This window comes from Reyranella sp. (assembly GCF_965229815.1).
In the GTDB taxonomy this organism is placed as follows: Bacteria; Pseudomonadota; Alphaproteobacteria; order Reyranellales; family Reyranellaceae; genus Reyranella.
This window is the reverse complement of the sequence record NZ_CBDDJN010000008.1, coordinates 555,874-576,778: the sequence shown is the minus strand read 5'-3', so window position 1 is coordinate 576,778 and position 20,905 is coordinate 555,874. Positions and strand designations below refer to the sequence as shown.

Here is a 20,905-nt window from a genome sequence, read left to right as displayed (position 1 = left end):
TTCAGTCCCGGGTCTTCCCTTCCTTCGCCTTCACCGTGGTCAGGTCCTTGTCGCCTTCCTTGACCGGCGCCGCCTCGATGAAGGAGACGGGATCGCTGCCGGGGAAGGAATCCTTCAGCGCCGAGTCGAGCTTCTTCTCCATCGACTCCTTGCCGCCCGCAGGCCTGTCGGGTTCCTTCTGATGGAGCGCCTTCTGGCGCTCTGCCATGAGCTCCTGCTCCATGATCTTCAGGTCGGCCTTGTCGCGCTCCGATGCCCCCGGAGCCTCGGCGGCCTTGCGGGCGTTGCGCACCTTGAGCGCCTTGTCCTCGATTTCCTTCTGCCGCTGCTCGCTGACGCTCATGTCTGCCTCCAGCCGTATCGGGTATTTGTCATCGCAGAATCAACGCTTCGGCGGGACGGCGGTTGCTGCGGACGGCCACGGTTTCGCGAGGAGACCGAGCCCGGCCGGATCCTGTTTCCCCAAGGAAATCAGAGGTCGTGGTGCGGGATGTCGCGGCTGCGCACGAGCATCGTGAAGTTGCGCCCGATCAGGAAGCTCGCCAGCACGACCAGGGCGAGTTCCGCGGTCGGCACGAACGCCGAGCTCAGCATGCCGACGGGCGTGGCGAGGATGTCGGCGACGACGACCAGCGCGGCGACGACGGCGAGCCACGCGGCTTCGGGCGCCCGGCGCAACCGGATGCGCGCCTGCCCATGGTCGACGGTGAGGGACACGAAGGCGCCGCGGGCGACGCCCGCCAGTCCCGCCAGGAGACCGAGCATCCAGACCTGGGGATCCCAGAGATCGCAGGAGGGCGGCACCGCCAGCAGCACCAGCGTCGCCGCCGCCAGCAGCGCCGGCAGCGCGGCCAGCCGCCAGCGCGGGGTCGGCGCGGAGGAGCGATCGCCGAGGGCGATCCCGACGGCGCCGGCCGTCAGAAGAACGACGAGAGCTGCGGAGACGTACGCGACCACGGAAATCCTAGCCGCGGCGCCGGTGGCCAGAGCCGGCGCCCGGGCCGTCCGCGGGATGCTGCGCTCTCATCGCCAACGCTCTTTCCATGCCGCCCGATGTATCAGGGGATCGCGGCAGAGGCCAAGAGCATGATTCGGTGCCGTCCTAGACGACGCAGCCGTGATGGGCGGACGACACCAGCCGCACGTACTTGGCCTGGACCGATCCCGGCGCGAGGCGCGCGGGGTCGGGCGCCGCCCAGGTCTCCATGCGGCGCGCAATCTCGCCGTCGGGCACGTCGAGCGTGAGCGTGCGCGCCTGCGGATCGATCACGATGGCGTCGCCGTCGCGGACGGCCGCGATCGGCCCGCCGCGCGCCGCCTCCGGCGAGATGTGGCCGATCAGGATGCCGTGGCTCACGCCGGAGAAGCGGCCGTCGGTGATCAGCGCGACGTCCTCGCCGAGGCCGCGGCCCTGGAGCTGGATGGTGAGCATCACCATCTCGGGCATGCCCGGCCCGCCGACCGGCCCGACGTTGCGCACGACGACGACGTTGCCCTTCACGATCTCGCCGGCCCGGATCGCCGCCATCGCCGCGGCTTCCGAGTCGAACACCTTCGCGGTGCCGCGGAAGGTCCCCTTATCGAGCGTCTTGCCGGACAGCTTCAGCACGCAGCTCTCGGGCGCGAGGTTGCCCCGCAGCACGCTGATGTGGTTGTTCGGCGGGGCGATCGGCGCATCGACGGACCGCACCACGTCCTGGCGGCCGAGCGTGTCGAGGCCCGGCACGTCGGCGAGGTTCTCCGCCAGCGTCCGGCCGGTCACGGTCATGACGTCGCCGTGCAGCAGCCCGGCGCGCAGCAGCTCCTTCATCACGACCGGGACGCCGCCCAGCGCGTGCAGGCTGGTCATGGCGTAGGGTCCGTGCGGCTGCAGGTTGGCGATCAGCGGCATGCGCTCGCCCACGGCCTGGATGCGCTCGACGCTGAGCGGGACCTGGGCCTCGCGCGCGATCGCCAGGAGGTGAAGGTACATGTTCGTCGAGCCGCCCATGGCGTAGACGGTGGAAATGGCGTTTTCGAACGCCCGTTCCGTCATGATGTCGCGCGGGCGGATGCCCTTTTCCATCAGCCGGTAGAGCGCCTCGACCGAGGCGCGGGCCTGGGCGCGCACGTCGGCATGGATGTCGCTGCCGGCCTGGTAGTCGGCGGGATGGGAGGCGCCGCGCGGCAGCATCATGCCGATCGCCTCGGCGATGGTGCTCATCGTGTTGGCGGTGAACATGGCGCCGCAGGTGCCGCTGCCCGGCAGGACATTGCGCTCCAGCGCGTCGAACTCCTCGGCGCTGATCCGGCCGGCCTCGCGCGCCGCGCGGCCCTCGGCCCAGTCCATGATGGTCAGGTTGTTGCCCTTCGCCGCCCACGGGCCGAAGTCGACCTTCCCGGGCGAGCTCGTCCCGGGATAGAGGACGAGGCCGAAGGCGTTGGTGCGCGCGAGCGGCATCAGCGCCGCCGCGCCGGTCTTGTCGCAGCCGGAGATCACGATCATCGCCTCGCCGTGATGGGCGCGATGGCCGATCTCGAAGCAGTCGGCCGCCACGTCGCGCGACAGCAGGCTGAAGCCCGCCGTCGGCGTGCCCTGGGTCAGCGCATCCGAGACCGCCGGCGCACCGACCACCAGCCCCTGGCCGCCGCGCTCGCCGACCAGCTCGACCAGCATGTCGGCCAGCGTCCGCACGCGGTTGTTGCAGCGGTGGGCGTTCGTCCAGGCGCCGGCGATGGTGACCACCGCGTTGGCCCGCTCGGCACGGTCGGGATCGAAGCCCGCGGCGCGCACCTCGACCCGCGCCCGCTTCCAGTAGGTGCTGCTGTCCTGGCCCTGGCTGTTCTTGTGGCCCTGCTGCGTCATGTCGGTCCTGCCCGTGGTTTGCCGCAGGTTAGACGGCCGACCGGCAGGGAACCACCGCAACGCCCGGCGCCGGACCGGTCAGCGGTACGCGTGCCTCAAATGATCAGCAGATGATCGGAGCCGACGCGCAGGGCTACGACGACGTCCTGGAAATCGTTGTCGCCGGTCGTGCTCGGCAGGTCCTCGAAGCCCATCAGCAGCTCGAGCCCCCCCGGCGCCACGCCCGACAGGACCTGGTTGGCATGGTCGGGATTGAGGGCGGCGAAAGAATGGAAGACCGGGACTTCGCCCAGGACGCCACGGCTAGCGCTCACCAGCACCGGCGGCCGGCCGTCCCCGACATGCGCCGAACCGCCGCCCGCCGCCTGGAAGGAGAAATCGTCGGGCAGGCTGCCGTAGTGGTCGAACCCGTCCTGCACCAGGAAGAAGCCCAGCCGGACCCCGTCGGCCGGCGCGCCGAGTGCCACGGTCGCGCTCGCGGCCGGCACGGCGAGCGTGTTGGCGAATACGAGGTGGACGTCGGAGATCGTGCCGTCCGCCGCGACCTTGTAGGTGCCCAGCATGTTGGCGAAAGCCGAAGTCGCCGACTTGAGCTCGAGGGTGAAGGAGACCGCCCCGTCGCCCGTAAGGAAGGGTTCGTTCAGCATGCCGTTGATCTTGGACGGATCGACCCGCGCACCCTCCTGCAGCACGGGCAGATAAGGCTGGAAGGTCACGACCGTGTGGGCGTCGGCGCCGCTGCCGCGCGTCACCGTCATGAAGTCGCCGCCCGAGAAGTCGCCGTCATAGTGGAAGGAGACGCCGCCGACGCTGAATGTCGCGCCTGCCTCGTCCTTGACCACGCCAAGACTGCCGCGGCCGATCAGAGAGCCTTGGATGTCGAGCGTGTCGTCGAAGCCGAAGCCCGACACCCGGTCGCCGTGCAGGTCGGCCAGCCGGTCGCGAAGCGTATCGGCTCCGGTCCCGAGGTCGATCGCGTCGGCGCCCGGGCCGCCGCTCACCATGTCGTTGCCCGGTCCGCCGTCCAGCGTATCGTCGCCCGCCGAGCCGGTGATCGTCTGGTCGCCGTCGCCACCCGCCGCGTGCGTGACGCCCCTGAACACCGCATCGTCGCGCAGGTTCAGGTTCTGGATGCGCATGTCCTGCTCCGCCCCGGTGTCGGCGGTGGCGTAGGCCGCGGCACTGCTGTCGTGCTCCGCCGCGAGATAGGACGATACCGCCTCGCGGGCATCGAGGGCATCGACCGGGATCGTGTCGGCGGCGGTGAAGTCCCTGCTCTCGTCGACGATCGCGCCGACGTGCCAGTCGTCGAGAAGGAAGCGGAAATTCTCGCCATGCGCCTTGATCGGAAAGCCATCGGCGCCGTTGGCCAGCACGTTGTTGATCGCCACCGTGATGATGGCGGGCGCGTGGGCGAGCAGAACGCCATTCTCGACCAGCCGCGCCGTCACCGTTCCCGAATCGTCGACCAGCGCCACGCTCACGATCCGCGAACCCGCCGCATAGTCGGGATCCCAGGAGTAGCGGATGCCACCGATCTGCAGGAAGCGGTCCTGACCGGTGCCTGCAGAGACGGCATACTCGAGGATGGCCTTGAGATCCGCCGCGGTGGTGTCAAACACCATCATCTTCTCGCCACGCACGGCCTGGGCGATGTCCTGCCGGGAGACGGCGCCGCCGGGTTTGCCGATATCGGCATTGCCGGTCGTCGCGATCGGCCGTCCGTCGTCATCGAAGTCCCCGATCTGCGACTGGATGACGGCGGCGTTCAGCAGGCCGACGACCGGATGGCTGGCGGTGGATGCGCCAAGCGCACGCTCCGCGGCATGGATCGCCGAATCGGCGGCGAGGTCGCCGAGGTTGGTCTCCTGCGACCGGGTCGTCGCGCGGCCGCCCTCGAGATAGACCTGCGAGAATCCCTGCACGACGCTGTCATTTCCCACCACCGCGACCTGAAGCGTGCCGCCGAGGCCGCTGTCGACGATCTGGAAGGACACGTTGGCAAGGTCGCCCGACACCGCGACCTCGAACGAGGTCGAGAAGTCGAAGAACTGATGGGTGAGGACGAGGGTGCCGCCCTGCAGCGAAACCTCGTTGGCGGTCCAGCCGCCGACGTTGATCGTGTCGCCCGCCTCGAGGCCCGCGATGCTGCCGCCGAAACTGGTGCTGATGTTGAACACGACGTTGCCGTCCTGACCGGCCACCATCAGCTCGTTGCCGCCGGCGGTGAGCGTGGCGGACCTGCCGGCGCCCGGCGCCGCGGCCAGCACGCGGGCCTCGGCACTGCCGGTCAGGGCGCCCCCGTCTGCCTCGGCGAGGATGCCGATCGCGAAGCCCGGCCCCAGACTGCCCGAGCCGCCGCCATGCAGCACTTCGACGTTGAGCGCCCCGTGCTCGCCGCCCGGCGAGCCCGTGCCGGCAACCGGGTCATAGATCGAGGTCGTCGCGGCAGGAATCGACCCGATGACGGCCTGGATCGCCGCGGCGTCGTTGGCCGAGAAGCCCGACAGGTCGATCGCGACGTCACCCGGGCCGATCGCGGCACCGCTGCCGTGTCGCACCTCGACGGAATGGTCCGGGCTGTTGAAGCCGTCGAGCGCGAAGCCGCCGGGACCGCCGGGGTTGACGACATAGACCGGGTCGCCGGAGTAGAGATCGAAGGTGTTGCTGTAGAGCGGTCCGAAGCCACCGAGATCGTCGACGTTTCCCGACAGCGCGTCGACCGTCAGGCTGGCGCTGCCGACGAAGCCGGTCTGGTTCACCAGGTTGCCGGAGATCACGTAGACCACCGACAGGTCGGCCGAGCCGCCCCAGTTGCGCGGCATCTCGAAGGTGACGGGGGTGCCCAGCGCCACCGTCGCGCGGGCGCCCCATGGAGCCGTGATGTCGACCTCGATGCTCGAGGGCACGAAGGTGAACTGCTGGGCGATCGCGATGCCGGCGGTCAGGTTGGTCGAGATCAGGTCGTACTGGATCAGTCCGTCAAGGAAGCTGCCGGAGAGCGAGGGCAGTTCGGGGCCGAGAATGTCCTCAACCACCGAGATCAGGTCGACCGTCACCGATGCGAAGTCGGGCGTGGCGACGTCGAGCGTCACCGACTGGTCGCTACCGACCTGCTCCGTGGTCTGGTCGTGATCGTAGTCGCGCGGCAGGAAGAGATCGAACCCGTCGGCGAGATGCTTGCTCTCGCCCGAGTGCAGCGAGATGAGGGGGATCGTCTTGTCGTAGGAATAGGCGACGGAATCCGAGCCCAGCAGGTCGGAGCTGAAGTTCAGCGAGAAGTTGAGATCGAACAGCGCGTCGAGGCGGACATCGAATTCCGGAAACGTCGCGGTGAAGTGCGGATTGCCGCCCACCACGCCGTTGCTGGACGTGCCGATGGTGAACTGCTGGCCCGAGGCGACGGCGTCCGGCAGCGTGAACGCGACGTCGATCGGATAGTCGAGCGACACGCCGCCCGTCGTGCCCTGGACCTTCAGGACGAGCCCGGCGCTGGCGTTGACCGAGGCCGAGAGGTCACCGTCTAAGGTCGAGAAGGAATCGGCGAAGCTCTGGCTGAACAGGGTCCAGCTGTCGTTGATGGAGAGCGCGGTGCCGCTGCTCCACATGCTCTGATCGGAAGTCCTGAACTCGACGCGATCGGTGTCCGTCACGATGGACGGCGCTGTCGTCATGCCCCCTGCCCCAGAAGCTCCTGCTCCCCGGAACCATCATGAGGGCGACGAGAACTATTGTCATTAACCCCGCAATATTATTGCAGCGGCGGCCTCGCGAGGGCCCGGCCGCGGCGAGTCAGGCGCGCTGGGGAAGCCGGCCGCGCGAGGCCCGGACCTCGGCAACGGCACGGTCCCACGCCGCGAGGCGTTCGGGTCCCGCGGGATGGGTGTCGAGCATGCCGGTCTCGCGGCGGCCCGACGAGCGCGCGAGCGTCACCAGGAAGCCGCGCGCCTTGTCGAGGTCGATGCCCGACCGATAGAGGATCAGCGCGGCCAGATAGTCGGCCTCGCGCTCCTGTTCCTTGGAGAAGGAGATGCGCCCGACCGCGCCGCCGACGTCGGCGCCGGTCTTCGCCGCCTGCTGCGTGATCGCCGAACTGTTGTAGCCGCCCGACGAGGCCGCCGCGCCCAGCGCCCCGAGCAGGACGGCGCCGATCACCGCGCCGACCACCTGGTTGCGCCGGCCCGTGGCCACGTGATCCGCCATCTGGTGGCCGATCTCGTGGGCGATGACCATCGCGACCTGCTCCTCGTTGTCGGCGTATTCGACGACACCGCGATTGACGACGATGAGCCCGTCGGGACCGGCGCTGGCGTTGAGCGAACGATCGTCGGAGACCCGGAAGCGCCAGGTGCAGACGCCGACGCTCATCTCGCGGCAGAGGGTGCTCGCGGCCGGCCGGATGCGTTGCAGCGCGCTCGCCAGCACCTCGTCAACTTCCGCATCGCTGACATGATGGCGCCGCGGCGGTCCCGCCCGCGCCACTTCAGCCTGGGCCAGGCCGAGGCTCTGGCTGCTCACCGGAGGCAATTGATGGACGGCGCCCGAACAGGCGCCGGCTCCGGCCGCCGCGGCCAAGGTCAGGAAGGAACGACGGTTCACGGCAACGTTTGCGTCAGTGTGTGCGGGCGCCGACACTCTATCGACGAGCGGGAGAGCCGGTCAATTTTCCACAGCCGGACCGCAACCCCATGTCGGCCCGCTGACCGCGCGGCGCCGACGGGGCGGCGATCAGCGAACCGAGTAGACGAAAGCGGCCCCGCCGGTGCTCCTTCCGGTCCCGCTGCCGGGCGCCGGCTGGCTCATGGCCTCGACGACGAAGAGCACGAAGTCGCTGAAGGCCCTGCGCCCATCGAAGGGCTCCTGGTTCGGTGCCAGGCGACAGTTGCCGCCTTGCTTGGCGCAGACGTAGAAGTCCGTCGTCCCGTAGCCGCCGATGCGCTCCATGTCGTCGGTCCGCTGGCTGCCCGCATGGATGAAGGCGTACTTGAGGTTCGGATTCACCTCGAGGCGCGGATGCTTCGACTTCAGGTCGTCGACGCAGAGCACGCAGTTCGGTCCCTGGGTGAAGGTCGGATCTGCGTAGTGGACCCGGGCCCGCCGCGTGCCCGTATTGTCCGGGCAGCCGTCCAGCACGTAGGCGACGTTGTCGCCCGGCGGTGAGGACGGCACCGCCAGCGCCTGGATCGGGTACTCGCAGATGAACAGCTTCTCGGCCTCCTCGAGCGTGAGCGGCGCGGCGCCCGACCGGCGGGTCAGCGTGCCGGTGACGAACTGGTACAGGACACGCAGGCGCCGCAACTGATTCGCCGAGTTGGCCGGCACCATCGTCCAGGTCTGGTTCCAGGCATCGACGAACTGGAGGCCCAAGCCAGGAGACGGGGTCACGAACTGCTGCGTGAACTGGTTGCCGGCATTGCGGCCCGCGTCGGTCACGCGCGTGGCGGTGGTGAGGGTGGGACCGAGCGGCAAGGTCAGGCTCGGCGTCACCGAATTCAGCGTCTGCGCGGTGCCGATCGAGATCGTGACCTGCGAGGGCACGAAGTCGGGATCGTCCATCGCCTGGGAAAGATTGAAGAAGATCTGCCGCTTCGTCAGCGATGCCAGCGACGAGGCGAGGTCGGCCGTGTTGTAGTTCAACTGGGTGCTGGCGCATCCGCCGGCCAGCACAAGGACAACGAGCCACCACCAACGCGCCAACGACACTTTCACCTCGCAGCCGCCCGACAACAACGCCGGCGGCAGAGTGCCCGTGTCGAAGCCGCGAATCAATCGCAGCTCCGCTTCCCGGCGAGAACATGTTGCGGCAATTCCGCTGGCCCCGCCGAAAGATTTGCTTCCAGAAAGCAAATACGGAGAATATTCCAGTGGCGGAGGGTCCATGCCGAAAGATGTCAGCGAGACGGGTGCTACGGGCGTTCAGGAGTGGTCGGAGGGGCGGTCCGCGCCCGATCTCAGCGTTCCCAGCGCCGACCGCGTTTCCTGCACCACCTGCTACATGTGCGCCTGCCGCTGCGGCATCAAGGTGCACATCAAGGACGGCCGCATCCGCTACATCGAGGGCAACCGCGACCACCCGGTGAACAAGGGCGTTCTCTGCGCCAAGGGGTCGGCCGGTCTGATGAACCACTATTCGCCGGCCCGCCTGCGCAAGCCGCTGAAGCGCACCGGCCCGCGCGGCAGCGGTCAGTACGAGGAAATCGAGTGGGAGGAGGCGCTTTCGACCGCCACCGCCTGGCTCGGCGCCATCCGCAACAGCGACCCGCGCAAGCTCGCCTTCTTCACCGGCCGCGACCAGAGTCAGGCGCTCACCGGCTGGTGGGCCAGCCAGTTCGGCACGCCCAACTACGCCGCCCACGGAGGCTTCTGCTCGGTGAACATGGCGGCCGCCGGCCTCTACACGGTCGGCGGCTCGTTCTGGGAGTTCGGCGAGGCCGATTGGGAGCATACGCGCTACTTCCTGATGTTCGGTGTCGCCGAGGACCACGATTCCAATCCGATCAAGATCGGCCTCGGCAAGCTGAAGACGCGCGGCGACGCCAAGTTCGTGTCGGTCAATCCGGTGCGCACGGGCTACTCCGCCATCGCCGACGAATGGATCGGCATCCGGCCGGGCACCGACGGGCTCCTCATTCTGGCGCTGATCCAGGAGCTGCTGCGCGCGGGCAAGATCGACGAGGAGTATCTCGGCCGCTACACCAACGCCGCCTGGCTGGTCGTGCAGGCCCCGGGCGCGGCCGATGACGGGCTGTTCGCGCGCGACGAGGCCGGCCAGCCGATGGTGTTCGACGAGATCCTGAACGCCGTCGCCCCTCCGCATCGGCCGGACGCCAAGCCGAGCCTCGCCGGCAAGGTGACCCTGCCCGACGGGCGCAGCGCCGTCCCCGCCTTCCATCTCGTGGCACAGCGCTGCCTCGATCCACAGTACGCGCCCGACGCGGTGGCGGCGGAGACGGGCATCGAGGCCGGCGTCATCCGGCGCATCGCGGCCGAGCTCGCGCACGCCGCCTTTGAGCAGACCGTCACCATCGAGCAGCCGTGGACCGACTGGACCGGCCGCCAGCACGACCGCATGGTCGGCCGGCCCGTCGCCATGCACGCCATGCGCGGCATCTCGGCCCATTCCAACGGCTTCCACACCTGCCGCGCCATCCACGTGCTGCAGATGATCCTGGGCGCCGTCGATACGCCCGGCGCCTTCCGCTACAAGCCGCCCTTCCCGCGTCCCATCCCGCCCGGCATCAAGCCGGCCGGCCGGGCCGACCAGGTGCAGCCGGGCAAGCCGATGCCCGGCCCGCCGCTCGGCTTCCCGACCTCGCCGCAGGACCTGCTGCTCGATCCCGACGGCACGCCGCGCCGCCTCGACAAGGCCTATTCGTGGGAGGCGCCGATCGCCGCCCACGGGCTTATGCACCAGGTCATCCACAATGCCTGGGCAGGCGACCCGTACCCGATCGACACGCTGTTCATGTTCATGGCCAACATGAGCTGGAACTCGTCGATGAACACGGCCGGCACCATCAAGATGCTGACCGACAAGGATCCGGCGACCGGTGAATACAAGATTCCGCGCATCATCTACAGCGACGCCTATGCCAGCGAGATGGTGGCCTATGCCGACCTGATCCTGCCCGACACGACCTACCTCGAGCGCTGGGACTGCATCTCGCTGCTCGACCGGCCGATCTGCGACGCGGAGGGAGCGGCCGATTCGATCCGCCAGCCGGTGGTGCTGCCGGACCGCGACGTGCGGCCCTTCCAGGACGTGCTGATCGAGATCGGCGCGCGGCTTGGCCTGCCGGCCCTGGTCAAGGAAGACGGCAGCCCGCGCTATCCCGGCGGCTATGCCGACTACCTCGTCCATCACGAGCGCAAACCCGGCGTCGGCATGCTGGCGGGCTTCCGCGGCACCGCCGGCGACAAGCAGGGCATCGGCGAGATCAACGAGCGCCAGCTCGATGCCTATGTCGCGAACGGCTGCTTCTGGCGCACCGAGGTGCCGGCGGGCGCCCGCTACTTCAAGCACGCCAATCGCGAGTATCTCGAATGGGCCACCGGCCTCGGCCTGATCGACAAGGCCGAGCCGATCGTCCTGCAGTTCTACAGCGAGGTGCTGCAGCGCTTCCGGCTGGCCGCCCAGGGCCACGGCGACGTGCGGCCGCCGGAGGAGCATCGCGAGCGCATCGCCACCTACTTCGACCCGCTGCCGCTCTGGTACATGCCGTTCGAGGAAGCGTCGGTCGACCGCGACGCCTTCCCGATGCACGCCGTCACCCAGCGACCGATGGCGATGTACCATTCGTGGGGTTCGCAGAATGCCTGGCTGCGCCAGATCCACGGCGACAATGCGCTCTACATGAACCGCACGACGGCCACGCGGCTCGGCATCGCCGACGGCGACTGGGTTTCCGTCACCAGCCATCACGGCCGCATCAAGGTCCGGGCCCGGCTGATGGAAGGCGTCAATCCGCACACCGTGTGGACGTGGAACGCCATCGGCAAGCGCGCCGGCGCGTGGAACCTCGCACCGGGGGCCGGCGAGTCGCAGCAGGGCTTCCTGCTCAACCACGTCATCTCCGAACTGCTGCCGCCGCGCGAAGGGCAGGCCCGCTACTTCAACGCCGATCCGGTGACCGGCCAGGCGGCGTGGTACGACCTGCGGGTCAGGATCGAGCGGATCGGCGCCGGCGAGGGCGTGAGCGAGCCGCAATTCCCGGCGCTGCCCCTGCCGCCGCACCTGCCGCGGCGACCGCGCCGGTTGCGGCGCGGCGGCGACGTGTCCGCGGGAGGCCGCTGATGACCAGCCTTCCCGAGACGCCCTCCTCCCGCCGCCTGGGCCTGGTCATCGACCTCGACATCTGCGTCGGCTGCCATGCCTGCGCGGTCAACTGCAAGGAGTGGAACGCCGGCGGCGTCGCCGCGCCGCTCACGGACCTCGAACCCTATGGCGCCGGACCCGACGGAGTCTGGTTCAACCGCGTCCATACGTTCGAGGCGGGCGATGGCGGCTGCGGCCGCACCGTCCACTTCCCGCGCTCCTGCCTGCACTGCGCCGAGCCGGCCTGCGTCACGGTCTGCCCGACCGGCGCCTCGTTCAAGCGCGGCGAGGACGGCATCGTGCTGGTCGACGAGGATCTCTGCATCGGCTGCAAGCTGTGCTCGTGGGCCTGCCCCTACGGCGCGCGCGAGTTCGACGAGGACGAGGGCGTGATGAAGAAGTGCACGCTCTGCATCGACCGCATCTACAACGAGACGTTCGCGCCCGAGGACCGCGTGCCGGCCTGTGTCGCCACCTGCCCGGCCACGGCCCGCCACTTCGGCGATCTCGGCGATCCGCAGTCAGACGTGTCGCGCCTGGTCGCCGAGCGCGGCGGCTACGACCTGATGCCGGAGATGGGCTACCGGCCGACCAACAAGTACCTGCCGCCGCGCCCACGCAAGGTCGCCGAGGACGCCCCGACCGCGCTCGCGCCGGCGACCCCGGCCCAGCCCGGCGGCCTGCTGGGCTGGCTGGACCGCCTCCTGTCGCAATGACCCTCCTCCGGACCCGTCGGTAAGTCGTGCATCCTTCCCTTTCGGTCATCTTCTTCACGACGCTTTCGGGCGCGGGCTACGGGCTGCTGGCCCTGCTCGGCCTTCTGGCGCCGCCCGGCCTGCTGCCGCGCGACCCGCTGTTCGCGCTCGTCGGCCTCGTGCTGGCGCTGGGCGCCATCACGGTGGGCCTTCTGTCGTCCGTCCTGCATCTCGGCCACAAGGAGCGCGCCTGGCGTGCCTTCTCGCAATGGCGCAGCTCCTGGCTGTCGCGCGAAGGCGTCATGGCCGTCGCCACCTATGTCCCGGCGATCCTCTTCGGCGCCGCCTGGCTGTTCCTGCGCGACGTGTCGGCGGCGCTCGGCCTGCTGGCCGCTCTCGGCGCCGTCGCCACCGTGGTCTGCACGGCGATGATCTATCGCTCGCTGAAGCCCATCCCGCGCTGGCACAATGTCTGGGTGCTGCCGAACTATCTCGCCCTCTCGCTGATGACCGGCAGCCTCTGGCTCTCCGTCGTCACCCTGCCCTTCACCGAACAGGCCTGGCTGTCGGTCCTCGCGGTGGCGGCGACGGCGCTCGCCGCCCTCCTGAAGCTCGCCTACTGGCGCCACATCGACACGGCGCCGTCGGTCAGCACCGCGGGCACCGCGACCGGGCTCGACCGGCTGGGCACGGTGCGGCTGTTCGAGGCGCCGCACACGTCGGAGAACTATCTGCTGAAGGAGATGGGCTTCGAGGTCGCCCGCAAGCACGCCGCCCGGCTGCGCTCGATCGCGCTGGGCCTGGGCTTCGCCCTGCCCGCACTGTTGTCACTGGTGCCGCTTTTCGCGTCAGGGCCCGTTTCCGTCGCCGCCGCCCTGCTGGCGGCGCTGCTGGCGATGCTGGGTGTGTTCGTCGAGCGCTGGCTGTTCTTCGCCGAGGCGCGCCACGTGGTCACGCTTTACTACGGCGCGGCGACGGCCTGACACCCTCGTCGCGGCGTCAGCGGAGGGAAAGCCAGGTCCTGGCGTGGCCGCGCGCCGGCTGAGCCGCCGCAGCCGCGGCGAGCTGGGCATCGATGAAGCGGACGGCGTCGCCGACCGTGACCAGCCCGGCGGTAGCCCGGGTGGGGATCTCGATGTCGAACCGTTCCTCGCAGGACATGACGATCTCGACCAGGTCGAGACTGTCGGCGCCCAGATCCTTGGCCAGCCGCGCGTCGTCGGTGATCCGCTCGTCTTCGATGCCGAGATGGAAGACGAGGATGTCTCTGACCTCTGCTGCGATGTCGCTCACCACACACTCCTACGCTTCACAAGCTCGTCCCCACGAAGCGCCCCAACGCAACCATTATGCCTTTTGTTGCCGTGGCGCGACGGCGGAGCAGAGAGGCTCTCCACTTCCGCCGGTCCCCGTGACGTTTTTGCCACAAGAACCGATGTGAACGATGGCGTTGGCGGCACGCTAGGCGCGCCGCGTCGGCCGGTCTGTGGCGATTGTCACGCAGCGCCCGCGACCGGAGGCGCGCCGACGTCGCACGCCGCCAGGAAGCGATCGGTCATCGTGCCGATGCCGAAGTGCGCCGCGACATGGGCGCGGCCGGCGCGGCCCAGCCGCTCGCGCAGACCGGGATCGCCCACCAGCCTCTCGAGGGCCCAGGCAAGGTCGGCCGCGTCGCGCGGTGCGAACAGGAGACCGGTGACGCCATCCTCGACGAGCTCGGGAAAGGCGCCCGATCGCGCCGCGACGACCGGCAGGCCGTGGGCCCCGGCCTCCGGCACGGTGAGACCGAACGGCTCGTCGACCGCGGGCGCCACGACCACGTCGAGACTGCCGTAGAGCCGCTCGCGGTCGGCCACCCAGCCGACCCAGCGCACGCAGTCTCCGAGGCCAAGCTCCTCGATGCGGGCCACCAGGCCGGCCGCGGCCGCCCCCTCCTCGGGACCGACGATGTCGAGCCGGAAGGCGCCCGGCAGCCGGCTCCGCAGCAGGGCACAGGCCTCGATCAGGACGGCGTGCTGCTTCTGCTCGACGATGCGGCCGACGATGCCGAGCCGGACCGGCCGGCGGGCGACGAACCGCCGGTCGGCGGGCAGCGCCACGCCATTGGGGACCAGCGCCAGCTTCGCCGGATCGATCGGCGTCGCGCGCGCCGCCTCGGCGATGAAGCGGGAGACGCAAAGCACGCGGTCGAGCCGGCGGTCGAGCAGGCGGCCGGCCCAGCGATTTCTCATCAGGCGTTCGGGTGGCGACTGCAGGAACAGCGCCCGCCGGCCCGGCAACAGGCCGGCCGACAGGAGGAGCGTCTGCACGTCGGGCGAGACGATCCAGTCGGGCCGGACCTCGGCGGCGATCGCCCGGAGCTGGCGGCGGGCCACCGGCATGTGGCGCAGCGAATGCCAGGTGAACAGGGGATTGGTGAGGTAGAGGCGACCGAGCGGCACCTCGTGATGGGGAATGCCGGCGTCGCGCAGCAGGCCCGGGACCTGCCCGTCATTCCAGCCGCTCACGACCGCCGCCGGGCAATGGCCGCGCGCCGCGAGGCCCTTCATCAACGACAGGAAGGCGGCTTCCATGCCGCCCGCGGTCCAGCCGCCGGTGAAGAACAGGAACCTCATCGCCCGTTCATGTTGGCACAGGCCGGTCGCGTTCGCCTCAGCAGCCCCGCGCGCCGGCGTCGGACTGTGCTATGACAGCCGCCAATGAAGCGCACCTATGTCTGCCTGCCGGGCGCCTGGATGGGCGCATGGTCCTGGCAATTCGTGCTGGAGCGTCTGCGCGCCGCCGGCCACGACGCCCGCGCCCTGCCCTTCCGCGGCGTCGGCGAGCGGGCCGGCGAGCTGGCGCCGGACCTCGACAACGACCGGTTCCTGGAAGACACCGTCGCCGCCCTCGAAGAGGACGAGCTGCGCGACGTCACCCTGGTCGGCCACAGCTTCGGCAGCCTGATCGCCACGCTGGTGGTCGACCGCATTCCGGACCGCATCGCCCACCTGGTCATCGTCGACGGCGGCATCGCCCAGGACGGGCAGTCGATCTTCGGCCGCATCCCGCCCGAGATCGTCGCCAAGCGCCGCAAGCTCGTGAAGGTGGTGAACGGCACCGAGGTCCTGCCCTTCGCCCCGGTCGGCAGCCTGATCATCGACGATCCGGCGCTCGCCGCCTGGACGCATCGCCAGCTCACGCCCCATCCGCTCGCCTGCTACACCAAGCCGATCCGGCTCGATCATCCCGCCGGCAACGGCCGGCCGATGACCTACATCGCCTGCACCAGTCCGCGCTATCCCGTCTCCGCCGGCATGCACGAGAAGGTGCAGGCGATGCCGCACGTGCGCTACCGGCCGATCGAGGCGGGCCACAACTGCATCATCTCCGCGCCCGACCTCGTGGCGCGCGAGCTGCTGGCGATCCCCGCGTGACGGCGCAGCTCATGATCCTGGTGGCCGGCCCCTACCGGTCGGGCACCAACGACGATCCGGTGCTGATCCAGAAGAATGTCGATGCCATGGAAGACATGGCGCTGCAGGTGTTCCGCCGCGGCCACCTGCCGGTGCTGGGCGAATGGTTCGCCCTGCCGCTGCTCCGGCACGCCGGCTCGAGGAAGACCGGCGATGCCGTGTTCGACGAGATCTTCCACCCGGTGGCCCGCGAGCTGATCGCCAAGTGCGATGCCGTCCTGCGGATCGGCGGCCCGTCGGCGGGAGCCGACGACATGGTCGAGACCGGCACGCGCCTGGGAAAGCGGATCTTCCGTGACCTGTCGGACATTCCGGAGCGGCGGCGATGAGCCGCTGGCAGCGCTGGCGGTCGGATCCGCTGGTGCGGTCGGTCAACGCGCTCGGCATCACCCAGATCACCGCCTGGGGCACCAGCTACTACTGCCTCGGCGTCCTCGCCAAGCCGATCGCCGCCGACACCGGCTGGGCGATCAGCTCCATCTTCCTCGGCTTCTCGATCGCGCTGGTGGTGATGGGCCTGATCTCGACGACGGTCGGCCGGATGATCGACCGGTTCGGCGCCCGTGCGGTGATGTCGACCGGCACGATCATCGTCTCGGCCGGCCTGCTCAGCCTCTCGCAGGTCCGCGAGGTGATCACCTACTTCCTGGCCTGGGCGGTGATCGGGGTCGGCATGCGGTTCTGCCTCTACGATGCCGCCTTTGCCGCCCTCGTGCAGGCCGTGCCGAGCCGGGGCCGCGCCGCCATCTCCTACCTCACCCTATACGGCGCCTATGCCTCGACCGTGTTCTGGGTCGTCGGCCACTATCTCAACGCCGCCTACGGCTGGCGGGGGACGCTGATGCTGTTCGCGGCCATCAACCTCGTCGTCTGCCTGCCGCTCAACTGGCTCGGCCTGTCGAAGCGCGAGGCGGGAACGGCCGCGCCCGCAGCCGGTCCGACGCCGGCCTCACCGGAGGGCCCGGTGCTGCAGGGCCGGCGGCGGACGGTGGGCATCGCGCTGTTCGCCCTCATCATGTCGCTGAACGGCTTCGTGTTCGGTGTCATTTCCCTGCAGCTTGTGCCGCTGCTCGAGGCGGCCGGCCTTGCCGGCGCGACGGCGGTGTGGGTCGCTTCCCTGAAGGGGCACGGCCAGTTCGGCGGCCGGCTGGTCGAGATCTTCTTCGGCCGCAACCTCAAGGCCATGACGGTGGCGCGCATCGCCATCGGCGTGCTGCCGCCGGCGCTGCTGATCCTCATGCTGGCCCGCGGCGAGCTCTGGCTGCTGGTCGCCTTCACGCTGCTGCTGGGCGCCTCGCAGGGCGTCGTCACCATCGTGCGCGGCGCCGTTCCGCTCGCCCTGTTCGGCGCCCAGGGCTACGGCGCGGTGCTGGGCCTGATTGCCACGCCCATCCTGCTGGTCAACGCCTTCTCGCCCGCGCTGTTCGCCCTGATCGTCGACATGGTCGGCTGGCAGTCCGCCGTCTACAGCCTGCTCGCCGGATCGCTGCTCACCTGGGTCGCCATGGAATGGATGGCGCGCTGGTACGGAAGCGCGCGAGCGGGCCAGGCCTGACAAGGCCCCGAGCGATTGCATTTTATATGGTTTAATGCAATTATAGGTTGTAGTGACGCTCAGGGCGCCTATCGGGGGATAGCATGCCAGCGAAACACGTCATCAATGTCGACCTCGCCGATGTGTGGGCGGACAAGGACCGAAAGAAGCTGCTTCGAACACTGGCCTGGGGTGACGAAGTCACGATCGGCAAGACGTCGAAGAATCTGCTCGAGGTCAAACTGACGGTGTTCGAGGAGGCGGACGACGGAAGCATCGTCCCGAGCACCACCACCGGCTACATCAAACCGACCGCCAGTTCCGGCATCAAGATCTCGGATGTCGTGATCCCGAGAAAGGACAATCGCGTCCTCAAGGTGAATTTCGTCGATGTTCAGCAGGGCGATGGTTCGGTCATCGAATCGCCAGCGGGCAAGATCATCCTCGTCGACGGCGGCGACAACCAGCTGTTCGCCCGCTACCTCGCCGGGCGCTTCCGAGGTACGTCGATCACGCGCCCCCAGCCCGTCGAGTGCATCCTCGTGACTCATGGCGATGCCGATCATTTCGTCGGCCTCCCGAAGATCTTCGAGTCAGAATCGCATTCGGAGAGCCGCAAGCGGCTGTTCATCCAGCCCAAGCGCGTCTATCACAACGGCATCGTCAAGGGCCCCAGCACGCGCAACAAGAAGAAGGTCCCGGACAAGGAACTCCTGGGACCGACGAGGACCATCGGCAAGGACGTCTACCTGGTCGGGCTCGTCGACAATCTGCTCACGGTTCCCGACGACAAGATGAACGAGCCGTTCAAGACCTGGACGCAGGCCCTCAAGGCATACAACAAGCGCGACAAGATCAAGTTCAAGCGGCTCGCATTCGGCGACGACGATGCGTTCGACTTCCTCAAGGACGAGAACATCCGGGTCGAGATTCTGGGGCCGATTACCGAAACGATCGGCGGGAAACCCGCGCTGAAATTCCTCGGCAGCCCGCCAAAGGGACCGCGCGTCGGCCATGAATCGCTCGAGACCACCGACCTGAAATCGAGCGGATTCTCGGCCTCCCATACGATAAACGGGCACTCCGTCGTCTTTCGCATGACATATGGCGGCTTCAGCTACCTGTTCTCGGGAGACCTCAACGACGAGGCCGGCCGCTTCCTGACGCGCGAGCACAACAAGGGAACCCTCAATCTCAAGGGCGACGTATTCAAAGTACCACACCACGGCTCGGCCGACTTCTCCGGCGCCTTCATTCAGGCGGTCTCTCCGATCGTGAGCATCGTCTCCAGCGGCGACGAAAGCGCTCGCAAGGAATACATACACCCACGGTCGACCCTCATGGGAGCGCTCGGAAAGTGGTCGCGTATCCCAGAGCCGCTGGTGTTCGTCACCGAACTCATCGCGTTCTTCGCCATGGAGGGAAACGCGCGCCTGACCGACCCCAGGAAAGACAAGAAACGCGGAACGTTCTTCTCTTTCAGCCGAGCCGCTTTCGGCCTCGTCAAGACGCGGACGGACGGACAGCGCCTGCTCGTCTACACCGACAGCGCAAACGTCAAGATGAAGGAAGCCTATGCGTACGCGCTGGACGGGATAGGGTCGCCGACTCCCCAGCGAGTGCTTCGAGCCTAACCCTCCGCGGTCGTCGCATCGGTCAGAACGGCTCCTTGTAGGGCCTGAGGTCGATCTCGTGGGTCCAGGCGCTGCGGTGCTGGGTGTGCAGGTGCCAGTAGCTGTCGGCGATCGCGTCGATGTCGAGCAGACCGTCGGGACCCGCCTTCTCCTTGCGGTCGGGCATGCGCGACATCAGCCGCTCGCCCTCGATGCCGCCGTCGATGATGGCATGGGCGATGTGCAGGCCCTGCGGCCCGAACTCGCGGGCCAGCGACTGGACCAGCAGGCGCAGCCCGCCCTTGGTGGCGTTGAAGGCGGCAAAGCGCGGCCGGCCGCGCAGCGAGCCGGAGGCGCCGGTGAAGATCACCGTGCCGCGCCCGAGCGGGGCCAGCCGCCGCACCGCCTCGCGCCCGAACAGGAAGCCGGCGAAGCAGCCGACGCGCCACGACTCCTCGAAATGCCGGGCCGTCATCTCGCGGATGTCGACGGCGGCGTTGTTGCCCATGTTGAACACCGCGAGGTCGACCGGCGCACCGTCGGCATCCTCGGCCATCGCCCGGTCCCACAGTGCGATCACCTCGTCTTCCTTCGTGCCGTCGACGACGACCGGCGTCGCAGCGCCGCCCGCCCCGCGGATCGTGTCGGCGACCTGCGCGATCTTGGCCTCGGTCCGGCCGGCGACCAGCACGTGATAGCCCTCCCGGGCGAAGCGGCGGCTGGCGGCGGCACCCAGCCCCTTCTCGGCCCCGACTCCCAGCACGACGGCCTTCTTCTTCTGCGCCATGGCAATCCTCGCAACGACAACGGTGCGCGGAACTTGCGATGCGGGCACCGGCTTCGCTACGGTCCGCCCGCATGAAATTACCTCCCTACCCCATGACCGAACTCGATCTGGCCGCTCCGCTCGATCGCCATCGCGGCACCGTCCTCCCTGAGTGGATCGACTGGAACGGCCACATGAACGTCGGCTACTACGTCGTGGCGTTCGACAAGGCGACCGACACGTTCTGCACCCAGTTCGGCTGCGGCTACGAGTACACGCGCGACGGGATCGGCATGACCTTCGTGCTCGAGGCGCACGTCACCTACGACCGCGAGGTCAAGGAGGGAGATCCGCTGCGCATCACCACCCAGATCCTCGACCACGACGCCAAGCGCGTGCACTACATCCATTGCATGTACCACGCGGCCGAGGGCTACCTCGCCGCGACCAACGAGCTGATGCTGATGAACATCGACCATGCCAGCCGCCGGTCGGCGCCCTGGCCGGACTGGGCGATGGAGCGTCTCGACCGGCTCGCCGCCGCCCACAGGGGCCTGCCCGTGCCGCCGCAGGCCGGACGCCTGATCGGAATCAAGAGGAAGTAATCGCGTATGCTCGAGTCACTGCCGTATGAACTGCCCGACCTCGTCACCCGGGCGCCTCTCGACACCCATACATCCGAAGTGCTCCCCCAGTGGGTCGACTGGAACGGCCACATGAACGTCGCCTTCTACGTCACCGCCTTCGACCAGGCGTCGGGGGCCTTCATGCGCAACATGGGGCTCGGCCGGCGCTACGTCGACGGCAAGCTCGGCATGACCTTCGTGCTCGAGACCCACGTCACCTACGACCGCGAGCTGCGCGAGGGCGCACCGCTGCGCTTCACGACGCAGCTGCTGGCGCGCGACGCCAAGAAGGTCCACCTCTTCCACGAAATGTATCACGCCGAACAGGGCTACCTCGCGGCCACCAACGAGACGATCGTGATGAACATCGACTATGCCAGCCGGCGGTCGGCGCCGTGGCCGGTGCCGGTGGCCTCGCGCCTGGAAGAGCTCTGGACGACGCACAAGGACCTGCCTAAGCCCGCCAAGGCCGGAAGGGTGATGGGGTTGACCAAAAGGTGATGTCGTCCTGAGCGCAGCGAAGGACCTCATCGCCGCTTGCAACCGGCATGAGATC

At 68.8% G+C, this 20,905-nt stretch carries 18 protein-coding genes; 9 read left to right on the top strand and 9 right to left on the bottom strand.

All coding sequences use genetic code 11. From position 1 onward, the window contains the following. Position 1: 1 nt before the first annotated feature. The 6 genes from ACO073_RS30205 to ACO073_RS30180 all read right to left on the bottom strand — a co-directional run bounded on the left by ACO073_RS30205 (position 2) and on the right by ACO073_RS30180 (position 8,614). Positions 2–343 (bottom strand): hypothetical protein, encoded by a 342-nt coding sequence (locus ACO073_RS30205; protein ID WP_422003147.1) that lies wholly within the window; start codon positions 341–343, stop codon positions 2–4. A 128-nt stretch (positions 344–471) separates the two neighbouring features. Beyond that, entirely contained in the window at positions 472–957 is a 486-nt protein-coding gene (locus ACO073_RS30200) for a hypothetical protein (RefSeq protein ID WP_422003145.1), read from the bottom strand. A gap of 145 nt (positions 958–1,102) precedes the next feature. Further along, a complete protein-coding gene (locus ACO073_RS30195; RefSeq protein ID WP_422003143.1) occupies positions 1,103–2,845 on the bottom strand; it encodes a dihydroxy-acid dehydratase in 1,743 nt (580 codons plus the stop codon). 95 nt (positions 2,846–2,940) lie between these two features. After that, positions 2,941–6,519, bottom strand: coding sequence for a 5'-nucleotidase C-terminal domain-containing protein (locus ACO073_RS30190; RefSeq protein ID WP_422003141.1), 3,579 nt, complete (start codon positions 6,517–6,519; stop codon positions 2,941–2,943). 118 nt (positions 6,520–6,637) lie between these two features. Continuing rightward, entirely contained in the window at positions 6,638–7,444 is an 807-nt protein-coding gene (locus tag ACO073_RS30185; RefSeq protein WP_422003139.1) for a M48 family metallopeptidase, read from the bottom strand. Between the two features lie 129 nt (positions 7,445–7,573). Next, on the bottom strand, positions 7,574–8,614 hold the full coding sequence (locus ACO073_RS30180; RefSeq protein ID WP_422003137.1) for a hypothetical protein: 1,041 nt from the start codon (positions 8,612–8,614) through the stop codon (positions 7,574–7,576). 109 nt (positions 8,615–8,723) lie between these two features. Here ACO073_RS30180 and ACO073_RS30175 point away from each other — a divergent pair, with 109 nt between their 5' ends. From ACO073_RS30175 to ACO073_RS30165, 3 genes are read left to right on the top strand one after another with little or no spacing between them, the layout of a single operon-like run. Then, complete coding sequence (locus ACO073_RS30175; protein ID WP_422003135.1) at positions 8,724–11,639, top strand: molybdopterin oxidoreductase family protein; 2,916 nt, start codon at positions 8,724–8,726, stop codon at positions 11,637–11,639. Then, the gene (locus tag ACO073_RS30170) at positions 11,639–12,376 is read left to right on the top strand and encodes a 4Fe-4S dicluster domain-containing protein (protein WP_422003133.1); all 738 of its coding nucleotides are present in this window, start codon (positions 11,639–11,641) and stop codon (positions 12,374–12,376) included. The genes ACO073_RS30175 and ACO073_RS30170 overlap by 1 nt, the downstream gene beginning before the upstream one ends. A gap of 26 nt (positions 12,377–12,402) precedes the next feature. Then, positions 12,403–13,338: a dimethyl sulfoxide reductase anchor subunit family protein gene (locus tag ACO073_RS30165; RefSeq protein ID WP_422003131.1), complete on the top strand. Its 936-nt coding sequence runs from the start codon at positions 12,403–12,405 to the stop codon at positions 13,336–13,338. Positions 13,339–13,354: 16 nt separating this feature from the next. Here the strand turns inward: ACO073_RS30165 and ACO073_RS30160 are convergent, their stop codons facing one another. Both ACO073_RS30160 and ACO073_RS30155 read right to left on the bottom strand, forming a co-directional pair. Further along, complete coding sequence (locus tag ACO073_RS30160; RefSeq protein WP_422003129.1) at positions 13,355–13,648, bottom strand: acyl carrier protein; 294 nt, start codon at positions 13,646–13,648, stop codon at positions 13,355–13,357. 203 nt (positions 13,649–13,851) lie between these two features. Then, positions 13,852–14,970, bottom strand: a complete 1,119-nt coding sequence (locus tag ACO073_RS30155; protein ID WP_422003127.1) for a glycosyltransferase family 4 protein — start codon at positions 14,968–14,970, stop codon at positions 13,852–13,854. Between the two features lie 84 nt (positions 14,971–15,054). Between ACO073_RS30155 and ACO073_RS30150 the strand changes: the two genes are divergently transcribed. From ACO073_RS30150 to ACO073_RS30135, 4 genes are all read left to right on the top strand, one after another. Beyond that, entirely contained in the window at positions 15,055–15,771 is a 717-nt protein-coding gene (locus tag ACO073_RS30150; protein WP_422003125.1) for an alpha/beta fold hydrolase, read from the top strand. Further along, a complete protein-coding gene (locus ACO073_RS30145; RefSeq protein WP_422003123.1) occupies positions 15,768–16,139 on the top strand; it encodes a DUF4406 domain-containing protein in 372 nt (123 codons plus the stop codon). The genes ACO073_RS30150 and ACO073_RS30145 overlap by 4 nt, the downstream gene beginning before the upstream one ends. Further along, complete coding sequence (locus ACO073_RS30140; RefSeq protein WP_422003121.1) at positions 16,136–17,365, top strand: MFS transporter; 1,230 nt, start codon at positions 16,136–16,138, stop codon at positions 17,363–17,365. The genes ACO073_RS30145 and ACO073_RS30140 overlap by 4 nt, the downstream gene beginning before the upstream one ends. Positions 17,366–17,448: 83 nt before the next feature. After that, positions 17,449–18,978 (top strand): ComEC/Rec2 family competence protein, encoded by a 1,530-nt coding sequence (locus ACO073_RS30135; RefSeq protein WP_422003119.1) that lies wholly within the window; start codon positions 17,449–17,451, stop codon positions 18,976–18,978. A 22-nt stretch (positions 18,979–19,000) separates the two neighbouring features. On the opposite strand, the gene ACO073_RS30130 is transcribed toward ACO073_RS30135, so the two are convergent. Beyond that, on the bottom strand, positions 19,001–19,744 hold the full coding sequence (locus ACO073_RS30130) for an SDR family NAD(P)-dependent oxidoreductase (protein WP_422003117.1): 744 nt from the start codon (positions 19,742–19,744) through the stop codon (positions 19,001–19,003). A gap of 92 nt (positions 19,745–19,836) precedes the next feature. Between ACO073_RS30130 and ACO073_RS30125 the strand changes: the two genes are divergently transcribed. Together ACO073_RS30125 and ACO073_RS30120 are read left to right on the top strand one after the other, a co-directional pair. After that, positions 19,837–20,328, top strand: coding sequence for a thioesterase family protein (locus ACO073_RS30125; protein WP_422003115.1), 492 nt, complete (start codon positions 19,837–19,839; stop codon positions 20,326–20,328). Between the two features lie 6 nt (positions 20,329–20,334). After that, complete coding sequence (locus ACO073_RS30120) at positions 20,335–20,850, top strand: thioesterase family protein (RefSeq protein WP_422003113.1); 516 nt, start codon at positions 20,335–20,337, stop codon at positions 20,848–20,850. Positions 20,851–20,905: the final 55 nt, after the last annotated feature.